Source organism: Streptomyces viridifaciens, from assembly GCF_001888885.2.
Taxonomy (GTDB): Bacteria; Actinomycetota; Actinomycetes; order Streptomycetales; family Streptomycetaceae; genus Kitasatospora; species Kitasatospora aureofaciens.
Genome location: NZ_CP090841.1, coordinates 4,698,880 through 4,722,189 on the forward strand (window position 1 = coordinate 4,698,880; position 23,310 = coordinate 4,722,189).

Consider the following 23,310-nt stretch of genomic DNA (forward strand, 5'->3'; position numbering starts at 1 on the left):
CCCCCTGGACCCGGCCCGCCGACCCGCAGCGAGCGGTCGGCGGGCCCCGTCGTCTCAGCATCGGAAACGACAACATCCGGATCACGAGACGGGCATGTCGGAGCGGGCCCGGGAATCTATACGATGAGCCCATGCGTTCCGTCGATGTGAGCAACCAGGCCCCGGGCACCCGGCTCGTGGCGCGCCTGCACATCGACCTGTGCCGGCACGCCGGCGCGATCTGTCCCGGCACGCCCGCGCGCTCGCGCTGAGAGCCGCCCCGCCCGGGCCCCGCCGCCTCCCCGGCGGCGTCGAGCCCCGCGCACCCTCCGCCCCGCCGCGCCCGCTGCGGCCCACTCACCTCCACGACTCGCACAGGAGCGCACCCCATGGCCATCGAGGTCCGCATCCCGACCATCCTCCGCACCTACACCGACGGCGCCAAGGCCGTCGAGGGCAACGGCAGCAACCTCGGGGAACTCTTCACCGACCTCGACGCCCGCCACCCGGGCATCGCCGCCCGTCTGGTCGAGGGCGGCGAGCTGCGCCGCTTCGTCAACGTCTACCTGAACGACGAGGACGTCCGGTTCCTGGAGGGCATCTCCACCGCCCTCTCCGACGGCGACAGCGTCACCATCCTGCCCGCCGTGGCCGGCGGCGCCCGCTAGGACTCCCGGCTCCCCCTCCCGGTGGCGGGGGAGCCGCCCCTCTTCACCCTCACCGCCGTGGCCGGAGGCCCCCTTGCGATACGACAGTCCGCTCGAAGCCGTCGGCAACACCCCGCTGGTCCGCCTGCCGCGGCTGTCCGCCGCCGTCCCCGGCAACGACGGGGGCCTGGTGAACCTCTGGGCCAAGCTGGAGGACCGCAACCCCACCGGCTCGATCAAGGACCGCCCCGCGCTGCACATGATCGAGCGCGCCGAGGCCGACGGCCGGCTCACCCCCGGCTGCACCATCCTGGAGCCCACCAGCGGCAACACCGGAATCTCGCTCGCCATGGCCGCCAAGCTCAAGGGCTACCGGATGGTCTGCGTGATGCCCGAGAACACCAGCGAGGAACGGCGCGAACTGCTCCGGATGTGGGGCGCCGAGATCATCTCCTCCCCGGCCGCCGGCGGCTCCAACACCGCCGTCCGGATCGCCAAGGAGATCTCCGCCGAGCACCCCGACTGGGTGATGCTCTACCAGTACGGCAACCCCGACAACGCGGGCGCCCACTACACCACCACCGGCCCCGAGATCCTCGCCGACCTGCCGACCGTCACCCACTTCGTGGCCGGCCTCGGCACCACCGGCACCTTGATGGGCGTCGGCCGCTACCTGCGCGAGAAGGTCCCCGGCGTGAAGATCGTCGCCGCCGAACCGCGCTACGACGACCTGGTGTACGGGCTGCGCAACCTCGACGAGGGCTTCGTGCCCGAGCTGTACGACGCCGAGGTGCTCACCACCCGCTTCTCGGTCGGCTCCGCCGACGCCGTCCGCCGCACCCGCGAACTCCTCCAGCAGGAAGGCATCTTCGCGGGCATCTCGACCGGCGCCATCCTGCACGCCGCGCTCGGCGTCGGCCGCAGGGCGGCGGTCGCCGGGGAGCGCGCGGACGTGGTCTTCGTGGTCGCCGACGGCGGCTGGAAGTACCTGTCCACCGGCATCTACACCGCCGAGTCCACCGAGGCGGCGGTCGAGGCGCTGCAGGGCCAGCTCTGGGCCTGACGATTCCGCTTGCAGGGCCGGCTCCGGGCGTGACCATCCCGCTGCAGGGCCGAGAGCTCCTGCCCTAACTCCGCTGGAGGGCCCGCTGGGCCCGGGCCCAGACCTGCCGGTCCACCGTGCCGGCCCGGCGGCGGAAGGCCGACAGCGGCACCTCGCGCAGCTCGTCGGTCTCCAGCCAGCTGGTCCGGCCCTGCCGGTCGCCCACCGAACCGGGCGGCAGCGGCAGTACGCCAGGTCGCTCGGCGTGGTGCTTGCTGGTGATCTTCGCGACGGTGGCGGCCCGGCCGTGCACCCGCAGCACCAGGCAGGGGCGGTCCTTGGAGCCCGGGCCGTCCTCGAACGGCACCTCCGCCCACCAGATCTCCTGCGGCTCCGGGCCGGCCTTGGTGCCCGGGCGCGGCCGCGGGCCGGTCGGGCCGGTCGGGCGCGCGGCCGGCCGGGTGCGCCTCGCCAGAGCCGCCGCGACGGCCGCCAGGACGGCGACGCCCGCCACGGCCAGGACCACCCAGATACCAGTCATGCGGCGAACCGTACCGGGCCGGGGGTGAACGCCACCACCGTGGCGGCCGTGACGGCCGGGCAATTGTCCGCGTATTGCTCCCGGTTCGTCACGGAACCGCCACGACGGCCGTTCGGTCGGCTACGCCCCGGTGCGGTCCGGCAAGGCTGCCTCACGAACGTCCGCCCCCGTCCCCCCGGAGGTGCCTTCGTGGAAGATCCCGAACTCTGGTCGTACGCCGAGATCGCCCGGCACATCAACGTCCGGCCCGAGACCGTGCGCAACTACCGTCGGCACGGACTGCTGCCCGACCCGGACGTGACCGACGGCAGCGGCCACCCCCGCTGGTACCCCGGGACCATCCGCTCCTGGGCCCGCAACCGCCCCCGGCACCGCTGAACCCACCGCGCCGCCCCCGCCCCGGCGGTCTGGGTGATTCCAGCCACAGCCCGGCACGGGGACGGGGGCAAAGTGCCGCTCCGCCCTTACCCTCGACACACCAACGCAGTGCTCCCGGCCGGTACACCGGCCCGGCCTGCCGTTTTCCATGCTGTTCTCCATGCCGTTCCCACTGCATGGAGAGCAGCCCAGCAGCAGCCAGGACGTGTCGGGGCGGAGGGGCTCGAATGAAACTGACCGTGGTGGGGTGCTCGGGGAGCTTCCCGTCCGCCGACTCGCCGTGCTCCAGCTACCTGGTCGAGGCCGACGGTTACCGGGTGGTGCTGGACCTCGGCAACGGCGCCCTCGGCGCACTGCAGAAGTACACCAGCCTCTACGAGGTCGACGCCGTCCTGCTCAGCCACCTGCACGCGGACCACTGCGTCGACCTGTGCGCCTACTGGGTCGCCCGCAACTACCGTGCCGAGGGCTGCCCCGACCTGCTGCCGGTGTACGGCCCGGCGGGCACCGCCGAGCGCCTCGCCCGCGCCTACGACATGCCCGAAAACCCCGGAATGAAGGAGGTGTTCGAGTTTCGCACGCTCACCCCGGGCAGCTTCGAACTCGGCCCGTTCCGGGTCTCCGCCACCCAGGTCAACCACCCCGTCGACGCCTTCGCCTTCCGGCTGGAGCACGGCGGCCGCTCGCTGGTCTACTCCGGCGACACCGGTGAGAGCCCCGCACTGGTGGAACTCGCCCGCGACACCGACCTGTTCCTCTGCGAGGCCGCGTACCTCGACGGCCGGGACACCTACCAGGCCGTCCACCTCAACGGCCGGGAGGCCGGCGAGCACGCCACCGCCGCCGGGGCCCGTCGGCTCGTGCTCACCCACATCCCGCCGTGGACCGACGCCGAGCGCAACCGCCGGGACGCGGCCGCCACCTACGCCGGCCCGGTCGAGCTGGCCCGGGCCGGTGCGGTGTACGAGGTCTGACCGTCTCAGCGCCGCTCGGGGAGCGGCAGGCCGAGGTGGTCGCGCAGGGTCGGGCCGGTGTAGTCGGCGCGGAACACCCCGCGCTCCTGGAGCAGCGGTACGACCCGGTCGACGAACTCGTCCAAACCGCCCGGGGTGAGGTGCGGGACCAGGATGAAGCCGTCGCCCGCGTCCTGCTGCACGAAGTGGTCGATCCGCTCGGCGACGGTGGCGGGCGAGCCGATGAAGGACTGCCGGCCGGTCACCTCGATGACCAGCTCACGGCTGCTCAGCCCCTTCTCGGCGGCCAGGGCGCGCCAGCGTTCGGCGGTGCCCACCGGGTCGGGGATGCGGACCCGGCCCTGGACCAGCGCGCTGTCCGGATCCGGGTCGACGACCGGCAGCGGCCCGTCCGGGTCGTGGTCGGCGAGGTCGACGCCCCAGACCTGTTCCAGGAAGGCGATCGCGGTCTGCGGGCTGACCTGGGCCCGGCGGACCTCGGCGGCGCGCTCGGCCGCGTCGGCGTCGGTGTCGCCGAGGACGAAGGTGGCGGCCGGCATGATCTTCAGCTCGTCCGGCTTCCGCCCGTAGCCGGCCAACCGGCCCTTGACGTCGGCGTGGAAGGCCCGGCCGGCGGCGAAGTCGGAGTGCCGGCTGAAGACGACGTCGGCGGTGGCGGCGGCGAACTCCCGGCCCTCGGCGGAGTCGCCGGCCTGGATGACCACCGGGTGGCCCTGCGGCGGGCGGGGCAGCGAGAGCCGGCCCTCGACCTCGAACTGGGGGCCGCGGTGCCGTACCGGTTCCTCCCCGGCATCCCAGAACTCCCTTGCCAGCTGCACGGATTCGGCGGCCCGGGTGTAGCGGTCGGCGCGGTCCAGGTAGCCGCCGCGGCGGAAGTTCTCCCCGGTGAAGGCGTCCGAGGAGGTGACCACGTTCCAGGCCGCGCGGCCGCCGGAGAGGTGGTCCAGGGAGGCGAAGCGGCGGGCGAGTTCGTACGGCTCGTTGAAGGTGGCGTTCACCGTGGCGGCCAGGCCGATCCGTTCGGTGACGGCGGCGAGGGCGTTCAGCACGGTGATCGACTCGGGGCGGCCGACCACGTCCAGGTCGTGGATGCGGCCCTTGGTCTCGCGCAGCCGCAGGCCCTCGGCGAGGAAGAAGAAGTCGAACTTCCCGCGCTCGGCGGTCTGTGCGAGGTGGCGGAAGGAGTCGAACTCGATGTGGCTGCCGGAGGCCGGGTCGCTCCACACCGTGGTGTTGTTGACGCCGGGGAAGTGCGCGGCGAGGTGGACCTGCTTGAGCGGACGGTCCGTCATCGGGTCACCTCGGCAAGCGCGGTGGCGGTGGTCGGTCGGGCGGTGGCGGTGGCGGTGGCGGTGGCGGTGGCGGTGGCCGTGGCGTTGCCGGCGCCGGCGTAGCGGCTGGCCGGGCGGGGCAGGCCGAGGTGGTCGCGCAGGGTGCGGCCGGGGTACCCGGTGCGCAGCAGTCCGGCGTCGCGCAGGGCGGGGGCGATCCGCTCGGCGAGTGCGGCCAGGTCGCGTTCGGGTTCGGCGGGGACGAGGTGGAAGCCGTCCACGCCGGTGCCGGTGGCGGTGAGTTCGGCGAGCAGCCGCTGTTCGGCGGCCCGGTCCGGCAGGGCGGAGTCCAGCCGGGCGAGGATGCGCAGGTGTTCGCCGGAGCGCAGCCGAAGCTCGGTGGCGGCGGTCAGCCGAGCGGCCCGGTCAGGGGCGTCGAGCAGCACGACGTCGGCGTACCGGATGGCGGTGGCGACCCGGGCCCGGCCGCCGGGGGAGGCGTCCCGGGCGAGGTCGCCGGCGGCCACCGGCACCGCGACCACCGGGCGGCCCTGGGGCGGCCGCGGGGTGATGGAGGGCCCGCGGACCGAGAAGTGCCGGCCCTCGAAGTCGATGTAGTGCAGCTTGTCGCGGTCGATGAACCGGCCGGTGGCGGTGTCGCGGATCTCCGCGTCGTCCTCCCAGCTGTCCCAGAGCCGGGCGGCGACCTCGGCGGCGTCGGCCGCCTCGGCCCACAGCTCGTCCTCGGGGGCGACCGGGCGGCGGCCGAAGGCCTTCGCCTCGGCCTCGGTGGTGGAGACGCCGACCAGCCAGCCGGCCCGGCCGCCGCTGACCCAGTCCAGGGTGTTGAGCGAGATCGAGGTGTGGAAGGGCTCGGTGTGGGTGGTGGTGACAGTGGGCACCAGGCCGATCCGCGAGGTCAGCGGGGCGATCCGGGCGAGGGTGGCGAGCGCGTCGGGGCGGCTGGGTTCGGCGGTGAAGGAGTCGTCCAGGGTGACGAAGTCCAGGCCAGCCCGCTCGGCGAGGCGGGCGAGCGCGGCGTAGTGGCCGGGGTCGAGGTGGCGGGGGCTGTCGGTGGCAGCGTCCGCGGCGGCGTCGATGGCGGCGGAGAGGTGCAACTGGCGGGGCATGACGGGCCTGGCTTTCCTCGTGCGGATGCGCGCGGACAGCGGCAGGAGCCGTACCGGCACCCGCGTTCGGGTGCGGGTACGGACGAGCGCGGCCGCGCGGAGAGGGGAGGAGGACGGCCGGCGCCGGGCGGGGACTCAGCCGGGCGGCGGCGTGGCGAGGGGTCGGCTCAGCCGCGACACGCCGCGGACCACACACGACCGAAGTCGATGTGGCTGCGGGTCACCAGCGGGCACGAGGGGTACACCGCTTCAGTTGACCAGGGCGTCCGTCGGTTCGTCAACCGCCGTTTCCGCTCACCGGACATGCCGAAGGCCCCGCCCGGCCGCCGGGGGAGCGGCGGTGGGCGGGGCCTTCGGAGCGGCCGGGACGGGCGTCAGGCCTTGGTGATGTCCTCGATCTCGGCGTCGTCCTCGCGACCGGGGGTCTTGAGGTTGAACTTGGTGATCGCGAAGCGGAACACGAAGTAGTAGATCGCCGCGAAGGCCAGGCCGATCGGGATGATCAGCAGTGGGTTCTTGGCCAGGCTGAAGTTGATCGTGTAGTCGATCAGGCCGGCCGAGAAGCTGAAGCCGTGGTGGATACCGAGCGCCCAGGTGAGGGCCATCGAGACGGCGGTCAGTACGGCGTGGATGGCGTACAGGGCCGGGGCGATGAACAGGAAGGTGAACTCGATCGGCTCGGTGACGCCGGTGACGAAGCTGGTCAGCGCGATGGAGATCATCATGCCCGTGACGGCCTTGCGGCGCTCGGGGCGGGCGCAGTGGGCGATCGCGAGGGCGGCGGCCGGCAGTGCGAACATCATGATCGGGTAGAAGCCGGCCTGGAACTGGCCGGCGGTCGGGTCGCCCGCCAGGAAGCGGTTGATGTCGCCGTGGACGACGGTGCCGTGGGCGTCGGTGTAGTCACCGGTCTGGAACCAGGCGTACGTGTTGACGAACTGGTGCATGCCGATCGGGATCAGCGCGCGGTTGATCAGGCCGAACAGACCGGCGCCGACCGCGCCCGCGCCCACCAGGCCGTTGTTGACGTGCGAGATCGCGTCGCCGATGGGCTGCCAGCCGAGGCCGAAGATGACGCCCAGGCCGGTGCCGACGAAGGCCATGATGATCGGCACCAGGCGTCGGCCGTTGAAGAAGCCGAGCCAGTCGACCAGCTTGGTGCGGTGGAACCGCTGCCACAGGATGGCCGCGAGCAGACCGACCACGATGCCGCCGAGCACGCCCGGGTCCTGTGGCTTGCCCGCCGGGAGGGCCTCGGTGACGGTGCCGTGCGCCGGGAACGCGGTCAGGACGTTCTTGAACACCAGGTAACCGACCAGCGCGGCCAGCGCCGTGGAACCGTCGGCCTTCTTGGCGTAGCCGATCGCGATGCCAACGCAGAACAGCAGCGGCAGCGCGCCGGTGACGGCGGTGCCCGCGGCGCCGAAGACCTCGACGAGCTTCGCGGGGAAGTGCCACTTCTCATGGACGTCGGGCTGGCCCAGGCGCGCCAGCAGACCGGCGGCCGGGAGGACGGCGATCGGCAGCTGGAGGCTGCGGCCGACCTTCTGGAGGCCGGGAAGGACGCTGTTGCCGAACTTCTGGATCGGCGTCGGAGCCTTGGCGGGCGCCGGTGCCTGCGCAGACTGACTCATGGGGGTGGGTTCCTAACGGCATGGCGGTCGGTCGGGGGAAGGCACACGGGGCCGGACCGCGAACTGGTCTACACCACACGTGGTGTAGACCAGTTTTGTAGCACGGGTGGAGAAGTCGGGGAACCCCGGATAGCGCCGCCACCGGGAAGCGCTATGAAATCGAAACCTAGTCGCGGAGCGACGATCATGATTTCAGTCGCGATTGTGATTTTGGCTATTTGCGCAACAAAAAGCGCGGAGCCCGTGCGCCGCCCGGGGCGCGGCGGGGTGCGCGGGGTCGGGGCCGGACGGTCCGGCCCTTGCCGGTGCGTGCGGCGGCTGCTGAGAGTGACCGGAGGGTCGCGGACGTGCCGATGGGACGTCCCACCACCCGTGGTCGGCACCCGTCCGGACCGCCTCCAGCCGGGTGGATCGCGACCGAATTACCTTTTCCACGGGCCGCGGACAGGGAATTCGGTCCTTTCCGGAAATGCCGATGGCTCCCGGACCGGCGGGTCCTGGGGCCATTGCGGATTGGTGCCTGCGGCCGGAATTCAGGCCTTGGTGACGTCCTCCACCTCCGTCTCGTCCTCGCGCCCCGGGGTTTTCAGGTCGAATTTGACGATGATGAAGCGGAAGAGCCCGTAGTACACCGCGGCGAAGCCCAGTCCGATGACGATGATCAGCCACGGTTTGGTGGCCAGCCCCCAGTTGATGACGTAGTCGATCAGGCCGGCCGAGAAGCTGAAGCCGTCGTGCACCCCGAGCCCCCAGGTGACCGCCATCGAGGCGCCGGTCAGCAGCGCGTGCACGCCGTACAGGGCCGGGGCGACGTAGGCGAAGGAGTACTCGATCGGCTCGGTGACGCCGGTGACGAAAGAGGTCAGGCCGACCGAGAGCATCAGGCCGTAGATCTCCTTGCGGCGGTGCGGCTTGGCCGAGTGGGCGATCGCGAGTGCCGCGGCGGGCAGCGCGAACATCATGATCGGGAAGAATCCGGACTGGAACTGGCCGGCCGTCGGGTCCCCCGCCAGGAAACGCGGGATGTCGCCGTGCACGATGGTGCCGTCGGCCTTCGTGAACTCGCCGAACTGGAACCAGACGAAGGTGTTCAGCAGCTGGTGCATACCGATCAGCAGCAACGCGCGGTTGAAGACGCCGAAGATGCCCGCGCCGCCCGCGCCGAGATCGGCGAGGTCCTGCGAGAAGTCGTTCAGGCCGCGGCCGATCGGCGGCCACACCCACAGCGCGACGACCGCGGTCAGCATGCCGACCAGGGCGGTGATCATCGGCACGAGACGGCGGCCGTTGAAGAAGCCGAGCCAGTCGACGAGTTTGGTGCGGTGGAAGCGCACCCACAGCCAGGCCGACATCAGGCCGATCAGGATGCCGCCCAGCACCCCCGGGTTCTGGTACGTCGCGCCGGCCGCCTTCGCCGAGCTGTAGTCCACGCACTGGTCGCTGACCAGAACGGTCGGTGGCTTGCAGTTCTCCGGGAAGGCGTGCAGGACCTTGTAGTAGACGAGGAAGCCGACCACGGCCGCCAGCGCGGTCGAGCCGTCCGCCTTCCTGGCCATGCCGATCGCCACCCCGATGCAGAACAGCATCGGCAGGCCGAGCGCGGAGTCGAGCAGGGCGCCGCCGGCCGCCGCGAACACCTTGGCGACGTCCGTCCAGCCCAGACCGTCCTTGCCGAAGACGTCCGGCTGGCCGAGCCGGTTGAGGATGCCCGCCGCGGGCAGCACCGCGACCGGCAGCTGCAGCGAGCGGCCCATCTTCTGGAGCCCGCCGTAGAAGGTGTGCCACCACGTGGTCTGCGGAGCCGTGGCGCCTGCCGAGCTCATCATCCGCCCTCCGAGCGAGGTTGCCGTCGGGAGACCCGGTGCGGGACCCTCGGGCGGGGCTCGGGAACACCCGGGGTCGTTCCTGCGTTCGTCGGAGTACACATATATTGGTGTAGACCACTTTGGGACGCAGGCCGGACACCGGAACGCGAGCCCCGCTGATCGTCATCCTCGGGCGGCGGTCCGGAGCCTGCGCGGCGGAATGGGCCAAAAGTGGACTAACGTGGCAGACCGGACCGGCTCGGGTCATGCTGGTCGCGCTGCCCGGCAGCGCGACCGCAGCTGAACCCGCGTCAGCCACCGGCACGGACCTCACCACCCGACGGTCGAGGACCCCAGCACAGCGCAGGACGGCACCCGGCAGAGCCGCCGACGGGCCGAGACAGAGGGAGAGAATCAGATGGCCAGCAAGGCTGAGAAGATCGTCGCCGGTCTGGGCGGCATCGACAACATCGAAGAGGTCGAGGGCTGCATCACCCGCCTGCGCACCGAGGTCAAGGACGCCGCCCTGGTCGACGAGGCCGCCCTCAAGGCCGCCGGCGCCCACGGCGTCGTCAAGATGGGCACCGCGATCCAGGTCGTCATCGGCACCGACGCCGACCCGATCGCCGCCGACATCGAGGACATGATGTGAGCTGAGCCACCCGGGCTCCACCGCCCACGGCCCGCCGACCCGCTCAGGGGGACGGCGGGCCGAGGCGTGTCCGGGCACCCGGATCCGAGCGGCTACGCTCAGTGGCTATGTCACGCATCGACGGCCGCACCCCCGACCAGCTCCGCCCCATCACCATCGAGCGGGGCTGGAGCAAGCACGCCGAAGGCTCCGTCCTCATCTCCTACGGCGACACCAAGGTGCTGTGCACCGCCAGCGTCACCGAAGGCGTCCCGCGCTGGCGCAAGGGCAGCGGCGAAGGCTGGGTCACCGCCGAGTACTCCATGCTCCCGCGCGCCACCAACACCCGCGGCGACCGCGAAGCCGTCAAGGGCCGCATCGGCGGCCGCACCCACGAGATCAGCCGGCTCATCGGCCGCTCCCTGCGCGCCGTCGTCGACCACCGCGCCCTCGCCGAGAACACCATCGTGCTCGACTGCGACGTCCTCCAGGCCGACGGCGGCACCCGCACCGCCGCCATCACCGGCGCCTACGTCGCCCTCGTCGACGCCGTCTCCTGGGCCCGCGAACGCAAGCTGCTGCGCGCCAAGGGCCAGCCCATCACCGGCGGCGTCAGCGCCGTCAGCGTCGGCATCATCGACGGCGTCCCCATGCTCGACCTCCAGTACGAGGAGGACGTGCGCGCCGAGACCGACATGAACATCGTCTGCACCGCCGACGGCCGCTTCGTCGAGGTCCAGGGCACCGCCGAAGGCGCCCCCTTCGACCGCGACCTGCTCAACCAGCTCCTCGACCTCGGCACCCTCGGCTGCGCCGAGCTCGACGAGATCCAGCGCAAGGCCCTGGAGGGCTGAACCCCCTCCCTGGACACGTGTGCGGCCCGCTGTACACGCCCGGCCCGTAGCCCGTACGGTTCCCGCAGCGCCCTCGCTGCGGGAACCGCGCACCCGGTGGCGCGCGTCCCTCCCCACGGAACCCCCGCCCACCAGGAGGACCGGATGCCGTCGAGCATCGCCCGCCCCGCCGCCCTCGCCGTGGCCGGACTGATCGCGATCCTCCCGCTCAGCATGGTCAGCTGCTCCGCCGCCCAGAAGGCCATCGACTGCGGCAACACCGCCGTCAAGGTCACCGGCGACATCGCCGACCTCGCCAAGGCCTACGACAACTCCAGCAACGACTCGGCCGCCGGGGGGAAGGCGCTCCAGAAGCTCAGGGGCGACCTCGACCAGATCGGCAGGAACTCCAAGAACACCGACGTCGCCAAGGCCGTGAGCGACCTGCAGAAGCAGGCCGACAAGGTCCAGCAGGCCGTCGACAAGAAGCAGGCCCCCGACCTCAAGCCGCTCGGCGACGCCGCGGGCAACCTCACCTCGGTCTGCACCGGCTGATCGGTTCCGTCCTCTCGGTAGGGTGGGCGATATGTCCACCCGTCTGATCCTCGCCACCCGCAACCAGCACAAGGTCGCCGAACTGCGCGCCATCCTCGGCGACGCCGGGCTCGACGTCGAACTCGTCGGCGCCGACGCCTACCCCGAGATCCCGGACGTCCCCGAAACCGGCGTCACCTTCGCCGAGAACGCCCTGCTCAAGGCCCACGCCCTCGCCCGCGCCACCGGCCTGCCCGCCGTCGCCGACGACTCCGGCCTCTGCGTGGACGTCCTGAACGGCGCACCCGGCATCTTCTCCGCCCGCTGGTCCGGCAAGCACGGCGACGACCGCGCCAACCTCGACCTGCTGCTCGCCCAGCTCTCAGACATCGCCGAACCCCACCGCGGCGCCCACTTCTTCTGCGCCGCCGCCCTCGCACTGCCGGACGGCACCGAACGCGTCGTCGAGGGCCGCCTCCTCGGCACCCTGCGCACCACCCCGGCCGGCGACGGCGGCTTCGGCTACGACCCGATCCTCCAGCCCCTCGGCGAGGCCCGCACCTGCGCCGAACTGACGGCCGACGAGAAGAACGCCATCAGCCACCGTGGCCAGGCCTTCCGCGCCCTCGCCCCGGTGGTCAAGGACCTCATCGGCTGACGGGAAGTCCGAAACGACGAAGGCCCGCCCCGAGATCATTCTCGGGACGGGCCTTCGACTTTTAGGTGTAATGCTGGTGCGGCCTGAGGGACTCGAACCCTCACGGGGTTTCCCCCACCGGATCCTAAGTCCGGCGCGACTGCCAGCTCCGCCAAGGCCGCCTGGCCTCTAGTCTAGGGCCTCGCTTCCGGTGGGAACACCGCGATTTCATTCGGCGCCTTGCGCCCGTTCTTGTTCCGCCCGCAGTAGGTGTCGGTGACGGCATGGCAGTTGGGGCAGAGCAGCCGGAGGTTGTCGGGCCGGTTGTCCGACCAGTCGCCGTTGACGTGGTCGACCTCCAGGGTCATCGGCCGTCCGCGCCATGTGGGGCCCGTACCGCAGCCCTCGCACTGCTCCGGTCGGCCGAGCTCGGTCAGCGCCGTGCGGATTCGTGTGCCCGGGATCCGCTTGGCCCCCTGGGTGCGCCGGGTGAGGAGGTCGGCGGCTGGGATCCGGGCACGGGAGTGCTTGCCCCGATTGTGGGCCTGCCCTGTGAAGTGGGAGGTGTCGATGTCGAACGCTTTGATCCGCCGTCCGATGTGGGCCTGGGTTCCGCCGGCCTGGCGCTGGCGGAGGTATCGCACGACCCCGGCCACGCCGTGCGACGCCGAGACGGCCTCCTGGAGGACTTCCCGGGTGTAGACGGTTCCGATCGGGCGGAAGTGCGAGGTGTCGATTCCGTGGTCGGTGAGTTTGCGGCGAAGGTACTTCCGCCTGTCGAGGTTCGGTTCGCGGTCGAGTGCGATCAGCATCTCGTCCAGCGTGGTTGCGGCCGCTGCGGCTTCGGCGAGCAGTTCGCGGGGGTACTTGACCGGCAAGGTTGTTCCCCTTGTGGGCTCGTGAGCCCCCTTCTCCGGTGTGGCAACGATCGGCGGGCGGAAGGGTTGCGGCCCGTCTGGGGTTTGGGAAGTGTTTGCCAATTGGTACAGACCTATCGACCTATTGGTCCAGACCACATAGCTTCGGCGCCAATTGGAACCCCCACGTGCGTGCTCCCCCACGGGCATGCGCCGACGCTCTCTCCTGGAGGACCGAGTGTTGATCCGAAAGAGCTCCGCCGCCCGGGCCGGTGCGGCCTCGTTGGCGGTGGCCTCGTTGGCCGGGCTGGTGATGGCGACGCTGGGTGCGGCGCCCTCGCAGGCGTCGGCGGCGGTCGACAACGCGGCGTGCCGGCCGGACGGGCTGTACCGACAACATCTGGAACGACAAGGACGACGCCGGCAAGGAGTCCCCGGCCGGGTCGAACCCGATGTGGCACGCCAAGAACCTGGAGAAGGGCATCCTGCCCGACTACCTGGCCGGGTACGGCGTGACCGACACGGCGCTGCGGGGCAGCTGCACCCGCAACTACAGCAACTCGCTGGTGGCGCCGTGGCTGTGGAACGACACCAAGAAGGTGTTCCTGTCCACCGAGGACGAGCAGTCGGTGGGCGCCAAGGCGGACTACATCGTCGACCAGGGCGCCGGCGGCGCGATGATCTGGGAACTCGCGGGCGACTACAGGTGGGACGCCACGGCCAACGGCGGCAAGGGCGAGCGAGTACGTCCCGGGCTCGACGCTGACCTCGCTGATGTACGACAAGTTCAAGGCGGCGAGCCCGTACGGCGCGGCCCGCTCGACGGTCCCGCTGCCGCAGCAGACCCTGCCGATCGACGTGTCGTTCACCAACTTCGCGCTGGGCGACTCGAACTACCCGATCAACCCGAAGCTGCACATCGTCAACAACTCGACGCTGACCCTGCCGGGCGGCACCGAGTTCCAGTTCGACTACAGCAACTCGGCCCCGGGCAACGCCAAGGACCGTGCCGGCTTCCGGCTGCAGGTGATCCGGCAGGACAACCCGGGCCCGGGCAACGCGGGCGGGCTGAAGGGCACCTACAACCGGGTGTCGGTCAAGCTGCCGGGCTGGCAGTCGCTGGCGCCGGGGGCCTCGGTCGACATGGACTTCGTCTACTACCTCCCGGTGTCCACGCCGTCGAACTGGACGGTCAACGTGGCCGGGACGCTGTACGGGATCAAGGGTGACCTGACCCGGGGCGCGCTGGACAGCGGTACGCCGACGCCCATCCCGACGCCCACCCAGACGCCCACTCCGACTCCGACGGGCACCCCGACCGGGACCCCGACGCCGACCCCGACCGGTACTCCCACGGGGACGCCCGCCCCGACCCCGACCCCGGCCCCGGGCACCTGCACGGCCGCCCCCGGCTGGGACGCGGGCACCACCTACGCGACGCCGACCAAGGTGTCCTGGAAGGGCCACTACTACCAGAACAAGTGGTGGACCAAGGGCGACGACCCGGCCGCCGGTGGCGCCTGGGGCGTCTGGAGCGACCTCGGTGCCTGCTGAGCCTGACGGCGGCGGTCACCGGAGGTGAGGAACGGCGGTGGCGGCACACCCGGTCGGGGGGTGGGCCGCCACCGCTGCGTTCGGTGTTCGGTGTTCGGTGCGGAGGAGGGATCAGGCCTCGACCTTGAGGTCGCGCAGCAGCTTGGCGACGTGCCCGGTGGCCTTGACGTTGTACAGCGCGCGCTCGACCTTGCCCTGCTCGTCGACGACGATCGTGGAGCGGATCACGCCCTGGTAGGTGCGGCCGTAGTTCTGCTTCTCGCCGTAGGCGGCGTACGCCTCCAGCACCTGGTGGTCCGGGTCGGAGAGCAGGGTGACCTTGAGGTCCTCCTTCTCGCGGAACTTGCCGAGCTTCTCCGGCTGGTCGGGGGAGATGCCGATGACGTCGTAGCCGGCGCCCGCGAACACCTCCAGGTTGTCGGTGAAGTCGCAGGCCTGCTTGGTGCAGCCGGGGGTGAGGGCGGCCGGGTAGAAGTAGACGATGACCTTGCGGCCCAGGTGGTCGGCGAGGGAGACCTGGTTGCCGTCGGCATCGGACAGGCTGAAGGCGGGTGCGGTGTCGCCGGGCTGGAGGCGCTCAGTCACGGTCGTACTCTCCTGGAGGCTGGGACGGGCGGTCGTACCACGGCAAACCTACCCCCGTTGGTGGGTGGGGCCGCGCGTCCGTGCCCGGCAGCTGACAGACTGGGTTGGTCGCACAGGACGACAGGACGACATCGGCAAGTGAATGGGGTGGCCCGAGTGGGCGGTGCGAGCACGCAGGACAAGCCGGAGCGGACGGCTGCGCAGATCGAGGCGGACATCGAGCGCACCCGCGAGCGGCTCGCGGTGAACCTGGACGAGCTGGCCGTGCGGATCCACCCGAGCACCATCTCGGCGCAGGTCAAGGCAAAGGCGATGGCCGCCGTCGAGGAGAAGACCGCCAAGGCGTACGTGGCCGCGAGCGGCCTGGTCGAGAAGGCCAGGGCGCAGTTCGTGGACGAGAAGGGGCAGCCGCGCAAGGAGCGGATCGTCCCGGCGGCGCTGGTCGGCGTCGGTCTGGTGCTGCTCATCGCCTCCTCCCGCAAGCGCCGCAAGGACTGACGGACGCCGCGAGGACCGACGAGGGCCGCGAGGACCGGTCAGGGGTCCCGGAGGGCCGGACCGCCGTGGGCGGGCCGGTCCTTCCGCATGCCGGGCCAGCGTCACGCGCGGCGCTCCGGGGCGGTACCTTCGGGATCGTGAGTACGAACGACAACCCGACGCATTCCGACCCCGGGCACGAGTCCACGCGGCACGACCGGCTGGGCGAGAAGCTGCCGATCCGGATGCTGCACGACCGCGTGCTGGTGCGCATCGAGGGCAGCGAGGGCGAGCGCCGCTCGACCGGCGGCATCCTGATCCCGGCGACTGCGGAGCTAAGTAAAAGGTGCACGTGGGCGGAAGCTGTGGCCGTGGGACAGAGCGTGCGCTCGGTGGAGCCCGGTGACCGCGTCCTGTACGACCCGGAGGACAAGCTGGAGGTCGAGGTCAGGGGCGCGACCTACGTGCTGCTGCGTGAACGCGACCTGCACGCCGTCGCCGCGACCCGTTTCGGGGACACCGAGGGCTCGACCGGCCTCTACCTCTGAGATCGGGGGCTGGCCGGGAACGTGTCGAGCCCTCCCCTGCTGTGCGTACACAGCGGTTCGGGGGAGGGCTCGGGTGAGGTTTCCCCGAGGTACGGAAGGCTGCCGGAGATGGCCTGATGGGCCATGAGAACGGAGTCTTTGTGATGGCTGCTCAGATGAAGTACCCGCCCGAGTTGCGACGACGTGCGGTGGAGATGTACCGCTCCGCCGATCCGAAGCCGGCGATCCGGCAGATGGCCCGCGATCTCGGGGTTCACCATGAGGCCCTGCGGAACTGGATCCGCCAGGACGAGGCCGACCGGGGCGAGCGCGACGACCGGCTGACCACCGCGGAGAAGGAGGAGCTGGCAGCTCTGCGCAAGGAGAACGCCGAACTGCGCCGGTCCTGCGAGATCCTCAAGGCCGCCTCGGCTTTTTTCGCCCAGGAGCTCGACCCGACCCGGCGACGGTCCTGAAGCTCATCGACGAGCACCCGGACCGCTTCGGGGCCGAGCCCGTCCTCCGGGAACTGCATATCCCCGCCTCCACCTACTACCGCTGGCGCCGCGATGCCGTCGAGCCGTGCGCGCGCAAGCGCCACGACGCCGAGCTCACCGAGCATATCCGCCGGATCCACGCGGACTCCGGCGAAACCTACGGCTCCCCGCGCGTCCACGCCGTCCTGCGACGCGAGGGCACCCGCGTGGGCCGCAAGCGGGTCGAGCGCCTGATGCGCCAGGCCGGCCTGCAGGGTGTCAGCCCGCGCCGGCCCCGCTCCTTCACCCGCCGCGACCCGGCGGCGGATCTCGCCCCGGACCTGGTCCAGCGCGACTTCACCGCCGTCGCGCCGAACCGGCTGTGGGTCGCCGACATCTCGCTGATCCCGACCCGCGAGGGACCGTGGTGGCTGGCCACGATCCGCGACGCCTTCTCCCGCCGGATCGTGGGCTGGCACACCTCCGAGCGGGCGGACGCCGACCTTGTGCTCACCGCGCTGGAGTACGCCCTGCACGGTCGGCCCGTCGAGCCCGGCCAACTGGTCCATCACAGCGACCACGGCTGCCAGTACACATCCATCAAGCTCACAACACGCCTGCTCAAGGCAGGAATTGAGGCGAGTATGGGCACGATCGGCGACTCCTACGACAACGCCCTCGCGGAGAACTTCTGGAGCGTGCTGAAGACCGAATGCGTCCGGCGCACGACCTTCGCCACCCGCACAGACGCCGACCTCACACTGTTCGCCTATATCGACGGCTGGTACAACACCCGACGCATTCAAAAGCGCCTGGACTGGCTCAGCCCCGACGAATACGAGGCGAAGTACTACGCCGACCAGGCGACGGCCGAAGCGGTGGGCGCCGAACTGTCTACACCAGCCCTGACCAGGTAATCAGCACCTCCCGCCCAACGGGGGAAGCTCACCCTTACAGGTGGCTAGGACGTGCTTGAGTAAGTAAAGGAGAGTTGCGACAGCCCCCACGCCCTGACTCCTCGGGCGCGGGGGCTGTCCCTTACAGGTGGCTAGGACGTGCTCGTCGGCGAGACCGACGCGGGCGGGGGCAACAGGCAGGGAGTGATGATGCCGAGGTACATGCGATCTCCGCGGCCCGAGGTCTCCGCCGTGGCGGTGTATCGGCTGTTGGGGTGGAAGGCGTCGACGAGTGCATCCGGCTTGCCGTCCACGGACTCGCGGTAGCCGTTCACGGTCAGGCCCTCGCCGACCAACATGTCACGGACCTTTTTGACCACTTCAGGATGCTGGGCGCGCGGCACCGAACTCTTCACGCTGTACATCAGGATGTACCGGTCATCAGTGGCGGTTTCACCGTTCTTGCCAGTACACGGAGTGAAGAGCGCGTCGACGGTCGCGGGATCGATCTCGATCCCGGCGGTCCGGGCCATGTGCTCGGTGATCTGTTGTGCCCAGGCCTGGGCGTCGGCCTTGGATTTCACGGGTGGTGTGTCACTCCTATCAGTCGGAGCAGTGGATGAGCACGCGCCGAGCACCGTGACCAGGAGCGCGGTGCAGGCGATACGCCTGGAAAGCCGGGTAGTGATCGCGGTCATGACGCTCCTGAGGATGGTGCGGATCGACGGCTCAGTGGATGGGGGACAGGTTCAGTGCGGAATCTGGGGGAGGACTGTCGGCGGTCGGCCGGCAATGATGCGTCCCTGGTTTTGGAGGCTTTCACTTGCGCCCCCGGGGCCGATGTCCCAGTAGCCGCCGTGTCCACTGGTGTCGATCTGGATGTTCTGCGCGCCGAAGTACATGTTCTGGGGGGCAGGGCCAGACAGGTCGCCGGCGACCTCCCGGATGAAGTCGTCCCTGGCGGTACCGACCCAGACGTGTTTCGGGTCGATGTTGAGCTCGGATGCCTTGTCCACCCCCATGCCGGGGCTGCCGAGCACAAGGATGTCGTCGGCGTTCACCCCGCCGTCCCGTGCGGCTGCACCCACGACATAGCTGCCGTAACTGTGACCCATGACGGTCAGGTGTGAACAGACGCCGTTGCCGCCCTCGGCCACCCGCAGGCCCTTGGTGAAGTTGCGTAGATCCGGTGCCCCGGCGTCTCCGCGATCGGTGGTGGCCACACTGGTGATTTCCCCCCACTCCGGTGTCTCGTAGCCCAGCCACGAGACGACGGCGACACTTTCGTCGCCAGCCTTGTTCTCAGCGGACTTCTGGAGGCGCCGGATGTGGTCCATCTGCCCCGGCACTCCGGAGAGGACGGTTCCGGTGCCTGGTACGAAGACGGCTGTGTGCTGGGACTTGTCGGGGTTGCCTGTCGAGATGATGGCCCGGCCGTTGTGTACGTCCGGGTCGATGCCGAGCAGGAACATCTGGTGCTTCTCGGGGTTCCCGTCGGACGCCGTCAACTTCCTCCGGATTTCCTCCATCGCCGCGATCCGCGCCTTGTACTCGCCTTCGTCGATACCGAAGTCGCTGGGCTTCCCCGTTCGGTAGGCATCCAACTTCTCGTCGAGTACGAGACGGTTGGCCTCGTCGCGGACGGTCGCGGGAAGCCCGTCGAGCTTGCCGATCTCGCCGGGGTGCAGGGCCAGGTAGGCCTCCTGCTGCTCAGGGGTGAGGCCCTTCCACCACGCGGCGGACTTCTCCGGGTCCTTGCCATCCGGGATGTAGGGGTCGACCAGGCCCAGGTCCTTCATCGCGGCGGCAGCCGCGTTCTTGGCCCCGGCGAGCGCTCCGTCCACCTTGGCCGGGTCGAGAGCATTCGAACTGAGCCGGCCCAAGGCCGTGTTGCCCTGATCGCTCGCCGTCTGGGCGTCTTTCAGCGCGGTGTCGATCCGGTCCTGGAAGCCCTTCATCTCCGAACCGAGCTGTTGACGTGCCTTCTGCGCCTCGGGATCGTTCGCCTCTCCCTTGTCTGCGGGCGGGAGGCTGACGACGCCATCGGACGACACCGTCAGGCCGGCGTCCACGGCGCGTTTCACGGCATTGGTGAGGTTGGTTTGCGCCTGGTACATCCGGTCGGCGACGGTGTTCAAGACCAGGGCCGCGGTGTCCGATTCCATCTTGACGATGTTCAGTTGTTGTTCCGTCTTCGCCATGTACGGAAGCGCGGCCTTGGCATCGTCTCCCTCCCAGTTGCCGCACAGCGGACCGTTGACCTGGCTGCGGTGCCGCTGGCCGATGCTCTCCGCTGTGTGCCCCAGGGCCGTCCAGCTCTTTGCGGCGTCGTGCAGCCCGTGCGGGTCGAACTTCACGAGAAGCTCGTAGATGCCGGTCACTTGGGCGCCTGCAGCGGTGCGGCCCATGCTCCGGCGACGGCGCGGTCATTGTGCTCGTGGGCGGCTGCGTTGGCGTTCAGGTTAGTTGCGGTGCTCGCGAGGCGCTGTTGCAGGTCAGCGAGCGGCTGAGACCAGTCGGTGCCCAACTGACTGAGCCCGCCTGCGATCGACCAGCCGGTCATCTGGCCGGAGACGGTACTGCTGGTGTTCACGGCGTTCTGAACGGGAGGGCCGAGTTCCTCGCCCAGACTCTTTGCGATACCTGCGGAGGCCCGCAGATCGGTTGGTTGGATAACGACCTTGCCGGTGGCGTTGTCACCCACTGTTTGCTCCCCCCAGACGTTCGGTACACGTACCTGTGTTCTACAGAACGTTAACTGAGGGCTGCGCGCTACGTATCCGTCAAGATACTCAGATCGTATGGACAGCTAGCGGGCTGCCTTCGGCTGTCCAGCGGCGCGCTTGGGCTTGATGGCCTCGATGTCGTAGGTCAGGCCGGTGGTCTCAGCGCCGATCCGGGTCTCTTCGAGGATCAGGGATAGGCCTGAAGGTCGGTCGTAGGTGACGCGGTGGATGACCAGCAGAACGGCGGCCTCGGACAGGCGCAGCGCTTCCCGCTCGTCGGGCTGGGGGACGCGGGCGCTGACCCTCTCGCGCCAGGCCACATCGTGCCCAGCGGCGCCCAGCGTCGCGTACGCCTCGGCCGGTGTCACTCCGGGCTCCTTCGCCAACGGGGTGCCCGTGATGCGCTCCATCGGGAGTACCAGGCGGTGGAGGGCGCGGCCGTCGCCGGTCGGGTCGGTGATCAGGCGATCGCAGGTGAACACCGCCTCGCCCTCGTCCATGTCCAGCAGCGGTGCGGAGATCAGGTCCGTACGGGCGCGGTAGACGGTCGGCTCCTCGCCGTGGCCGAACCACTCATCGGCGGGCGTCTCGTACTGGCTGCCCCGGAGGGTGACCGTGCGCTCCATGGTGCCGGTGGGGCCGTGGACGGCGGGGCGGACGAAGGTGCCGCGGCCTTGCTTCACGTCCAACTGGCCTTCACTGCGCAGGGCCGCGACTGCGAGCCTGACGGTTGGTCGGGAGACGCCGTAGGTCTCGGCGAGTTCCGTTTCCGTGGGCAGTTGGGTGCCGGGGGGCCATTCGCCGACGGCGATCGCCTGTCGCATCGCCGCCGCTACCTGCTTGTGCAGTGCCTCGTTCCGGATGATCGCCATGGTGTCGAACCCCTTGGTGCGGGCGCCGGGGCGGTGGCCCGCGTCGTGTCGCGTGGTTATCGAGTCGTTATCTGTGGTCGTTTGCCCAGCTCGGGCGGCGTATTCAGGTCTGTCATCAGTCACTAGCCGTTAAACGTAAGCATGAATGGCTTGCGCTGGGGCGTCAAGGCGGCGCATCATCGGCTCACCAAAGGTAGGTACGTTTGACGACATACGTCAGGCGGCCTTGGTGACCTAGGAGCGTGTGCTCATGCAGTCCATTCCCGTGGACGGAACCCGGCTCGGCACGATGACCTGCATCGTTGCCCCCGAAGTGCGGATCGCGAACCGCGAGACCGGAGAGGTCCGCAAGAACCAGGACGGCCAGACCATGTACACGGTTGGCATCGCCGTGCGTCAGGAGGGGCGGCGGGCGTCGATCATTGAGATCAGCGTCCCGGGCGAGCCGGCCGGTGTGGTCGAGGGTGTCCAGGTGCGCGTCACCGGACTGACGGCCTTCTCGTGGGCGATGGGCGACCGGCACGGTCTCTCGTTCCGGGCCGACGCCATCACCCCCATCCCCGCCCCGGCCGCCTCGCGCAAGGGCGGAGACGCCTGATGAGCGGCGCGACCCGTGTGAAGCTGCGCGGCTTGCTGCGCGAACTCGGCGACCTGGCCGAAGAGGTGGACCCGTTCGCCCCGGACGAGGAAGGTGCCCAGCTCTTCGACCACATCGTCATCGTCGCGACCAAGGCCGCCGGCCAGGCTCGCGACCTGGAGACCGAAGCGCACAACACCGCGATGGAGAACGGGGGCGGTCGTGATGCTGGCGCAGATTCTCTGGCTGGCGCTGCTGGCCACAGTGCTTGTCCTGCTGATCATCGCCCCGGGGCTTCGGCGCAACTACCCCTACGTGTGGTGGTGCCTGCTCGGCTACCCAGCAACCGCGGTGCGGGTCCGGGTGACGTGGCGGCGGCTGACTACGAATCTCGGTCTGGCGGTGGCCAAGCGCCCCGGGCGGGCCCTGCTCGGCGACCTAGTCGTCAGGGGCGATCCTCTCAAGCCAGTTCCGCCCCGCCTGGGCGCGCCGAAGCTGCGACGCGGCGGCCTGGACGTGAGGGTGCGGCTCCACCCGGGGCAGGTGCCGGACCACCTCCTGTCCGCCGTCGAAGCACTCACCCATGCCTGGCGGGTCCACGCGGTCCGACTCTCCTCCGACGAACTCGGGTTCGTCACCCTCTCCGCGCTCGCCTGGGACCCGCTCCGGGCGCCCATCGTGCCCTACCAGCTGAAACAGCGCGCACTGCGGGTGGTGGTCGGCCTGTTGGAGGACGGCCGGGCCCGGATGATCGACTTCCGGAGGGCACCGCACTGGCTGGTCGTCGGCGCGACCCGTTCCGGCAAGTCCACTCTGATCGCCGCCCTCGTGAAGGAACTCGCCCCGCAACGCGTCGCCCTGTTCGGCATCGACCTCAAGGGCGGCATGGAACTGCCCCTGTTCGAAGATCGACTCTCGGCCCTGGCATCGACGCGGGCGGAAGCGGCCCGGTTGCTCGCAGAGCTGGTGGCAGAGACCGAAGCTCGGATGCAGCTGTGCCGCTCGGTCGGGGCCCGGTCGATCTGGGACCTGCCGGGCAAGCTCTGCAAGCTGCCGATCGTCGTGATCGTGGACGAGGTGGCCGAGCTGTACCTGATGGCCACGCGCGAGGACAAGGCGGAGGTCGGGGAGATCTCCACGAACCTCCTGAGGCTGTCCCAGCTCGGCGCGGCCCTCGGCATCCACCTGGTGATCGCCGGACAGCGGGTCGGCTCGGACCTCGGCCCCGGCGTCACGGCCCTGCGGGCACAGTTGGCCGGCCGCATCTGCCACCGGGTCAGCGACTCCGGGACGGCAGAGATGGCTCTCGGCGACCTCAACAAGGACGCCCTCGCCGCAGCCCAACGCATCACTCTCGCAGAACAGGGCGTCGCCATTACCGCCGACACCGACGGCCAGTGGCGCCGCGCCCGCTCGATCCACGTCACCCCGGAACAGGCCCGCCGCGCCGCGCGGAAGTACGCCCGCCTGGCTCCGGCCTGGCCCGGGCTCCACGTGGACGAGCCGACCGAAGGGGTCTACCTCTGATGAGCAACGGCGCCGTCCTCGTCCTGATCGGCTTCCTGGCCCTCGCCACCTTCCTCCTGGTCCGCGCCGGCGAACTCAAGGTCTGGCAGGTCCTCCTGATCGGCGTGCTCGCCATCTACCTCGACCGCATCGGCTGGACCGACCCGATCGTCTACATCGTGACCTGGGCCGTCCAAGGCCTCACCCACACCACCTGAACG

At 70.2% G+C, this 23,310-nt stretch carries 26 protein-coding genes, 1 tRNA gene and 2 pseudogenes; 17 read left to right on the forward strand and 12 right to left on the reverse strand.

What is annotated here, in order from left to right:
• The first annotated feature begins 131 nt into the window (after positions 1 to 131).
• From BOQ63_RS28165 to BOQ63_RS28175, 3 genes are all read left to right on the forward strand, one after another.
• Positions 132 to 251 carry a putative leader peptide gene (locus BOQ63_RS28165; RefSeq protein ID WP_317621128.1) on the forward strand — a complete coding sequence of 40 codons (120 nt, stop codon included), beginning with the start codon at positions 132 to 134 and terminating at the stop codon, positions 249 to 251.
• A gap of 117 nt (positions 252 to 368) precedes the next feature.
• On the forward strand, positions 369 to 647 hold the full coding sequence (locus BOQ63_RS28170) for a MoaD/ThiS family protein (RefSeq protein WP_030284076.1): 279 nt from the start codon (positions 369 to 371) through the stop codon (positions 645 to 647).
• A gap of 73 nt (positions 648 to 720) precedes the next feature.
• Positions 721 to 1,689: a PLP-dependent cysteine synthase family protein gene (locus BOQ63_RS28175; RefSeq protein WP_030284077.1), complete on the forward strand. Its 969-nt coding sequence runs from the start codon at positions 721 to 723 to the stop codon at positions 1,687 to 1,689.
• A 64-nt stretch (positions 1,690 to 1,753) separates the two neighbouring features.
• Here BOQ63_RS28175 and BOQ63_RS28180 read toward each other — a convergent pair whose 3' ends face one another.
• The gene (locus tag BOQ63_RS28180; protein ID WP_030284078.1) at positions 1,754 to 2,209 is read right to left on the reverse strand and encodes a type II toxin-antitoxin system PemK/MazF family toxin; all 456 of its coding nucleotides are present in this window, start codon (positions 2,207 to 2,209) and stop codon (positions 1,754 to 1,756) included.
• Between the two features lie 189 nt (positions 2,210 to 2,398).
• On the opposite strand from BOQ63_RS28180, the gene BOQ63_RS28185 reads away from it, so the two are divergent.
• On the forward strand, positions 2,399 to 2,587 hold the full coding sequence (locus tag BOQ63_RS28185; protein ID WP_030284079.1) for a MerR family transcriptional regulator: 189 nt from the start codon (positions 2,399 to 2,401) through the stop codon (positions 2,585 to 2,587).
• 227 nt (positions 2,588 to 2,814) lie between these two features.
• Positions 2,815 to 3,561: an MBL fold metallo-hydrolase gene (locus BOQ63_RS28190; protein ID WP_030284082.1), complete on the forward strand. Its 747-nt coding sequence runs from the start codon at positions 2,815 to 2,817 to the stop codon at positions 3,559 to 3,561.
• Positions 3,562 to 3,566: 5 nt separating this feature from the next.
• Here BOQ63_RS28190 and BOQ63_RS28195 read toward each other — a convergent pair whose 3' ends face one another.
• From BOQ63_RS28195 to BOQ63_RS28210, 4 genes are all read right to left on the reverse strand, one after another.
• Positions 3,567 to 4,853: an LLM class flavin-dependent oxidoreductase gene (locus BOQ63_RS28195; RefSeq protein WP_072655173.1), complete on the reverse strand. Its 1,287-nt coding sequence runs from the start codon at positions 4,851 to 4,853 to the stop codon at positions 3,567 to 3,569.
• A complete protein-coding gene (locus BOQ63_RS28200; protein ID WP_063737812.1) occupies positions 4,850 to 5,962 on the reverse strand; it encodes an LLM class flavin-dependent oxidoreductase in 1,113 nt (370 codons plus the stop codon). The genes BOQ63_RS28195 and BOQ63_RS28200 overlap by 4 nt, the downstream gene beginning before the upstream one ends.
• A gap of 374 nt (positions 5,963 to 6,336) precedes the next feature.
• Positions 6,337 to 7,596: a PTS transporter subunit EIIC gene (locus BOQ63_RS28205; RefSeq protein WP_030284090.1), complete on the reverse strand. Its 1,260-nt coding sequence runs from the start codon at positions 7,594 to 7,596 to the stop codon at positions 6,337 to 6,339.
• A gap of 533 nt (positions 7,597 to 8,129) precedes the next feature.
• Positions 8,130 to 9,419 carry a PTS transporter subunit EIIC gene (locus tag BOQ63_RS28210; RefSeq protein ID WP_030553293.1) on the reverse strand — a complete coding sequence of 430 codons (1,290 nt, stop codon included), beginning with the start codon at positions 9,417 to 9,419 and terminating at the stop codon, positions 8,130 to 8,132.
• A gap of 370 nt (positions 9,420 to 9,789) precedes the next feature.
• Here BOQ63_RS28210 and BOQ63_RS28215 point away from each other — a divergent pair.
• From BOQ63_RS28215 to rdgB, 4 genes and pseudogenes are all read left to right on the forward strand, one after another.
• Positions 9,790 to 10,053: pseudogene (locus tag BOQ63_RS28215) on the forward strand (PTS sugar transporter subunit IIB); the annotation flags it as partial.
• A 107-nt stretch (positions 10,054 to 10,160) separates the two neighbouring features.
• A complete protein-coding gene (gene rph / locus BOQ63_RS28220; protein WP_030284098.1) occupies positions 10,161 to 10,886 on the forward strand; it encodes a ribonuclease PH in 726 nt (241 codons plus the stop codon).
• A gap of 144 nt (positions 10,887 to 11,030) precedes the next feature.
• Positions 11,031 to 11,420: a hypothetical protein gene (locus tag BOQ63_RS28225; RefSeq protein ID WP_030284101.1), complete on the forward strand. Its 390-nt coding sequence runs from the start codon at positions 11,031 to 11,033 to the stop codon at positions 11,418 to 11,420.
• A 31-nt stretch (positions 11,421 to 11,451) separates the two neighbouring features.
• Positions 11,452 to 12,057: an RdgB/HAM1 family non-canonical purine NTP pyrophosphatase gene (gene rdgB, locus BOQ63_RS28230; protein ID WP_030284104.1), complete on the forward strand. Its 606-nt coding sequence runs from the start codon at positions 11,452 to 11,454 to the stop codon at positions 12,055 to 12,057.
• A gap of 74 nt (positions 12,058 to 12,131) precedes the next feature.
• Here the strand turns inward: rdgB and BOQ63_RS28235 are convergent.
• Together BOQ63_RS28235 and BOQ63_RS28240 are read right to left on the reverse strand one after the other, a co-directional pair.
• Positions 12,132 to 12,218 (reverse strand) — tRNA-Leu (locus BOQ63_RS28235).
• Between the two features lie 12 nt (positions 12,219 to 12,230).
• A complete protein-coding gene (locus BOQ63_RS28240; protein WP_051746865.1) occupies positions 12,231 to 12,914 on the reverse strand; it encodes an HNH endonuclease signature motif containing protein in 684 nt (227 codons plus the stop codon).
• A gap of 350 nt (positions 12,915 to 13,264) precedes the next feature.
• Here BOQ63_RS28240 and BOQ63_RS28245 point away from each other — a divergent pair.
• Positions 13,265 to 14,447, forward strand: a pseudogene (locus BOQ63_RS28245) (chitinase C-terminal domain-containing protein); the annotation flags it as partial.
• A gap of 111 nt (positions 14,448 to 14,558) precedes the next feature.
• On the opposite strand, the gene bcp reads toward BOQ63_RS28245, so the two are convergent.
• Positions 14,559 to 15,032, reverse strand: a complete 474-nt coding sequence (gene bcp / locus BOQ63_RS28250) for a thioredoxin-dependent thiol peroxidase (RefSeq protein WP_030284109.1) — start codon at positions 15,030 to 15,032, stop codon at positions 14,559 to 14,561.
• 156 nt (positions 15,033 to 15,188) lie between these two features.
• Here bcp and BOQ63_RS28255 point away from each other — a divergent pair, with 156 nt between their 5' ends.
• From BOQ63_RS28255 to BOQ63_RS28270, 4 genes are all read left to right on the forward strand, one after another.
• On the forward strand, positions 15,189 to 15,530 hold the full coding sequence (locus BOQ63_RS28255) for a DUF3618 domain-containing protein (RefSeq protein WP_030284111.1): 342 nt from the start codon (positions 15,189 to 15,191) through the stop codon (positions 15,528 to 15,530).
• Between the two features lie 224 nt (positions 15,531 to 15,754).
• The gene (locus BOQ63_RS28260; RefSeq protein WP_079136310.1) at positions 15,755 to 16,057 is read left to right on the forward strand and encodes a GroES family chaperonin; all 303 of its coding nucleotides are present in this window, start codon (positions 15,755 to 15,757) and stop codon (positions 16,055 to 16,057) included.
• Positions 16,058 to 16,200: 143 nt separating this feature from the next.
• Positions 16,201 to 16,512, forward strand: a complete 312-nt coding sequence (locus BOQ63_RS28265) for a transposase (RefSeq protein WP_030284115.1) — start codon at positions 16,201 to 16,203, stop codon at positions 16,510 to 16,512.
• 5 nt (positions 16,513 to 16,517) lie between these two features.
• The gene (locus BOQ63_RS28270) at positions 16,518 to 17,429 is read left to right on the forward strand and encodes an IS3 family transposase (protein WP_318299405.1); all 912 of its coding nucleotides are present in this window, start codon (positions 16,518 to 16,520) and stop codon (positions 17,427 to 17,429) included.
• A gap of 131 nt (positions 17,430 to 17,560) precedes the next feature.
• On the opposite strand, the gene BOQ63_RS28275 is transcribed toward BOQ63_RS28270, so the two are convergent.
• The 4 genes from BOQ63_RS28275 to BOQ63_RS28290 all read right to left on the reverse strand — a co-directional run bounded on the left by BOQ63_RS28275 (position 17,561) and on the right by BOQ63_RS28290 (position 21,006).
• A complete protein-coding gene (locus tag BOQ63_RS28275; protein ID WP_143174788.1) occupies positions 17,561 to 18,106 on the reverse strand; it encodes a hypothetical protein in 546 nt (181 codons plus the stop codon).
• A 51-nt stretch (positions 18,107 to 18,157) separates the two neighbouring features.
• Positions 18,158 to 19,789 carry an alpha/beta hydrolase gene (locus BOQ63_RS28280; RefSeq protein WP_051746868.1) on the reverse strand — a complete coding sequence of 544 codons (1,632 nt, stop codon included), beginning with the start codon at positions 19,787 to 19,789 and terminating at the stop codon, positions 18,158 to 18,160.
• Positions 19,786 to 20,112, reverse strand: coding sequence for a hypothetical protein (locus BOQ63_RS28285; protein ID WP_143174789.1), 327 nt, complete (start codon positions 20,110 to 20,112; stop codon positions 19,786 to 19,788). The genes BOQ63_RS28280 and BOQ63_RS28285 overlap by 4 nt, the downstream gene beginning before the upstream one ends.
• A 105-nt stretch (positions 20,113 to 20,217) precedes the next feature.
• Positions 20,218 to 21,006 (reverse strand): GntR family transcriptional regulator, encoded by a 789-nt coding sequence (locus BOQ63_RS28290; protein ID WP_037829541.1) that lies wholly within the window; start codon positions 21,004 to 21,006, stop codon positions 20,218 to 20,220.
• Positions 21,007 to 21,256: 250 nt separating this feature from the next.
• Between BOQ63_RS28290 and BOQ63_RS28295 the strand changes: the two genes are divergently transcribed.
• The 3 genes from BOQ63_RS28295 to BOQ63_RS28305 all read left to right on the forward strand — a co-directional run bounded on the left by BOQ63_RS28295 (position 21,257) and on the right by BOQ63_RS28305 (position 23,307).
• Entirely contained in the window at positions 21,257 to 21,604 is a 348-nt protein-coding gene (locus tag BOQ63_RS28295; protein WP_030284127.1) for an SCO3933 family regulatory protein, read from the forward strand.
• 204 nt (positions 21,605 to 21,808) lie between these two features.
• Positions 21,809 to 23,110, forward strand: a complete 1,302-nt coding sequence (locus BOQ63_RS28300; RefSeq protein WP_051746869.1) for an FtsK/SpoIIIE domain-containing protein — start codon at positions 21,809 to 21,811, stop codon at positions 23,108 to 23,110.
• The gene (locus tag BOQ63_RS28305) at positions 23,110 to 23,307 is read left to right on the forward strand and encodes a hypothetical protein (RefSeq protein ID WP_030284131.1); all 198 of its coding nucleotides are present in this window, start codon (positions 23,110 to 23,112) and stop codon (positions 23,305 to 23,307) included. The genes BOQ63_RS28300 and BOQ63_RS28305 overlap by 1 nt, the downstream gene beginning before the upstream one ends.
• Positions 23,308 to 23,310: the final 3 nt, after the last annotated feature.